Source organism: Pandoraea sp. B-6, assembly GCF_000282835.1.
GTDB lineage: Bacteria > Pseudomonadota > Gammaproteobacteria > Burkholderiales > Burkholderiaceae > Pandoraea > Pandoraea cepalis.
The window spans coordinates 1-1968 of record NZ_AKXS01000279.1 but is presented as its reverse complement, the minus strand read 5'-3'; the positions used below and the strand labels follow the sequence as shown (position 1 = coordinate 1968).

The following is a 1968-nucleotide window of genomic DNA, read 5'->3' as shown; positions in this document are numbered from 1 at the left end:
CAGCCCCGGCTCCGGCGCCGGCCCCGACCGCCGCGCCAGCGACCCCCGCTGCCGCGTCGGACCATCCGCCGATCAGCCACGCCAGTCCGTCGGTGCGCAAGTTCGCCCGCGAACTGGGGGTGGATGTGACGCAAGTGAAGGGGACCGGTCCGAAGGGCCGCGTGGTCGTTGACGATGTGCGTAACTTCATCAAGAGCGCGCTTGCGGGCAATCGCCCTGCTGTGTCGGGCGCCGCGCCTGCCGGTGGTGGTGAGCTGAACCTGTTGCCGTGGCCGAAGATCGACTTCTCGAAGTTCGGTCCGATCGAGCCCAAGGCGCTCTCGCGCATCAAGAAGATCTCGGGTGCAAACCTGCACCGCAACTGGGTCATGATTCCGCACGTCACGAACAACGACGAAGCGGATATTGGCGAACTCGAAGCGTTCCGCGTGCAGTTGAACAAGGAAAACGAGAAGGCTGGCGTCAAGGTCACGATGCTCGCCTTCGTCGTCAAGGCCTGTGTGATGGCTCTGAAGAAGTTCCCCACGTTCAACGCAAGTCTGGACGGCGACAACCTCGTCTTCAAGCAGTACTTCCACATCGGTTTCGCCGCCGACACGCCGAACGGTCTGGTGGTGCCAGTTGTTCGCGACGCCGACAAGAAGGGCGTGTTCGAAATCGCTCGCGAGACCTCGGAACTGGCGAAGCTCGCCCGCGAAGGCAAGCTCAAGCCTGACCAGATGCAAGGCGGGTGTTTCTCGATCTCGTCGCTCGGCGGTATCGGCGGCACAACCTTCACGCCGATCATCAACGCACCGGAAGTGGCCATTCTGGGCCTGTCGCGTTCGTATCAGAAGCCGGTGTGGGATGAGCGCAAGCAGCAATTCCTGCCGCAACTGACGCTGCCGCTGTCGCTGTCTTACGATCACCGTGTGATCGACGGCGCCGAGGCGGCACGCTTCAACGCCTACCTGGGGCAACTGTTGCAGGATTTCCGTCGCGCGATGCTGTAATGGCAGGCGCCGCCGGTTGCGCGCAAGCGCAAGTCCGGCGGCGCTCGCGCGAACGCTTCAGGATCTGGACGGGGAGGGCATCATGACCACCGTGGTAGTCGTCAAGAAGGCCGGTGAGATCGCGATTGCCGCCGATTCGCTTGTGACGTTCGGCGATACGCGGCTCTCGCAATCGTACGAGGAAAATCGCAAGGTTTTTCTCGTAGGCGATTCCTATGTTGGCCTGGCGGGCACGACCGCACACTTTCCGGTCATGCGCGCCATTCTCTCCGGTATGGCGGACGAATGCCGTCTGCACTCGCGTGACGAGGTGTTCCGCACGTTCTGCCGCGTCCACCAGAAGCTCAAGGAAGAGTATTTCCTCAACACCAAGGAAGAGGAAGACGATCCGTACGAGTCGTCGCAGATCACCTGCGTGATCGCGAATCCGACCGGCATCTACGGGATTTATTCCTACCGGGAAGTGTTTGTTTTCGATCGGTTCTGGGGGATTGGCTCAGGGCGCAATTTCGCGCTCGGCGCCATGTACGCCCTCTATGACCAGGATCTGAGTGCCAGCGCCATCGCCGAAGCGGGCGTGAAGGCGGGGGCGGAGTTCGACAAGAGTTCCGCCGCCCCGTTTCAGGTGCACACGTTTCCGATCGATACCACCATCAAGTCATAAATGCGACAGGGAGACCCCGCATGAGTCTCATCGAAGTCAAAGTACCGGACATCGGCGCAGAGGGCGTGGATGTCATCGAAGTGATGATCAAGCCGGGCGACAAGATCGCCAAGGATGCATCGCTCATTACGCTTGAGTCTGACAAGGCGTCCATGGAAGTGCCGTCGGAAGTGTCGGGCACGGTCAAGGAAGTGAAGATCAAGGTGGGCGACAAGGCCAGTCAAGGCACGCTGATCGCGCTTGTCGAAGTGGACGGTGCCGGTGCCGCCAAGGCCGAAGCCCCGGTGGCCGCCTCCGCGCCGGCAGCGCCTG

The 1968-nt window shown here is 61.8% G+C and carries 3 protein-coding genes; all 3 read left to right on the top strand.

Annotated features, from left to right (window positions below; genetic code table 11):
- On the top strand, positions 1-992 hold a 992-nt coding region (locus A985_RS0101915), incomplete at its 5' end, for a dihydrolipoyllysine-residue acetyltransferase (RefSeq protein ID WP_017231739.1).
- Between the two features lie 82 nt (positions 993-1074).
- A complete protein-coding gene (locus A985_RS0101910; RefSeq protein WP_026131554.1) occupies positions 1075-1656 on the top strand; it encodes an MFS transporter in 582 nt (193 codons plus the stop codon).
- Between the two features lie 20 nt (positions 1657-1676).
- On the top strand, positions 1677-1968 hold a 292-nt coding region (locus A985_RS23850; RefSeq protein ID WP_039829726.1), incomplete at its 3' end, for a biotin/lipoyl-containing protein.

What these genes read in the sequence shown, in the direction of transcription:
- A985_RS0101910 (WP_026131554.1), top strand. Translation starts at nt 1,075, where the DNA reads ATGACCACCGTGGTAGTCGTCAAGAAGGCCGGTGAGATCGCGATTGCC.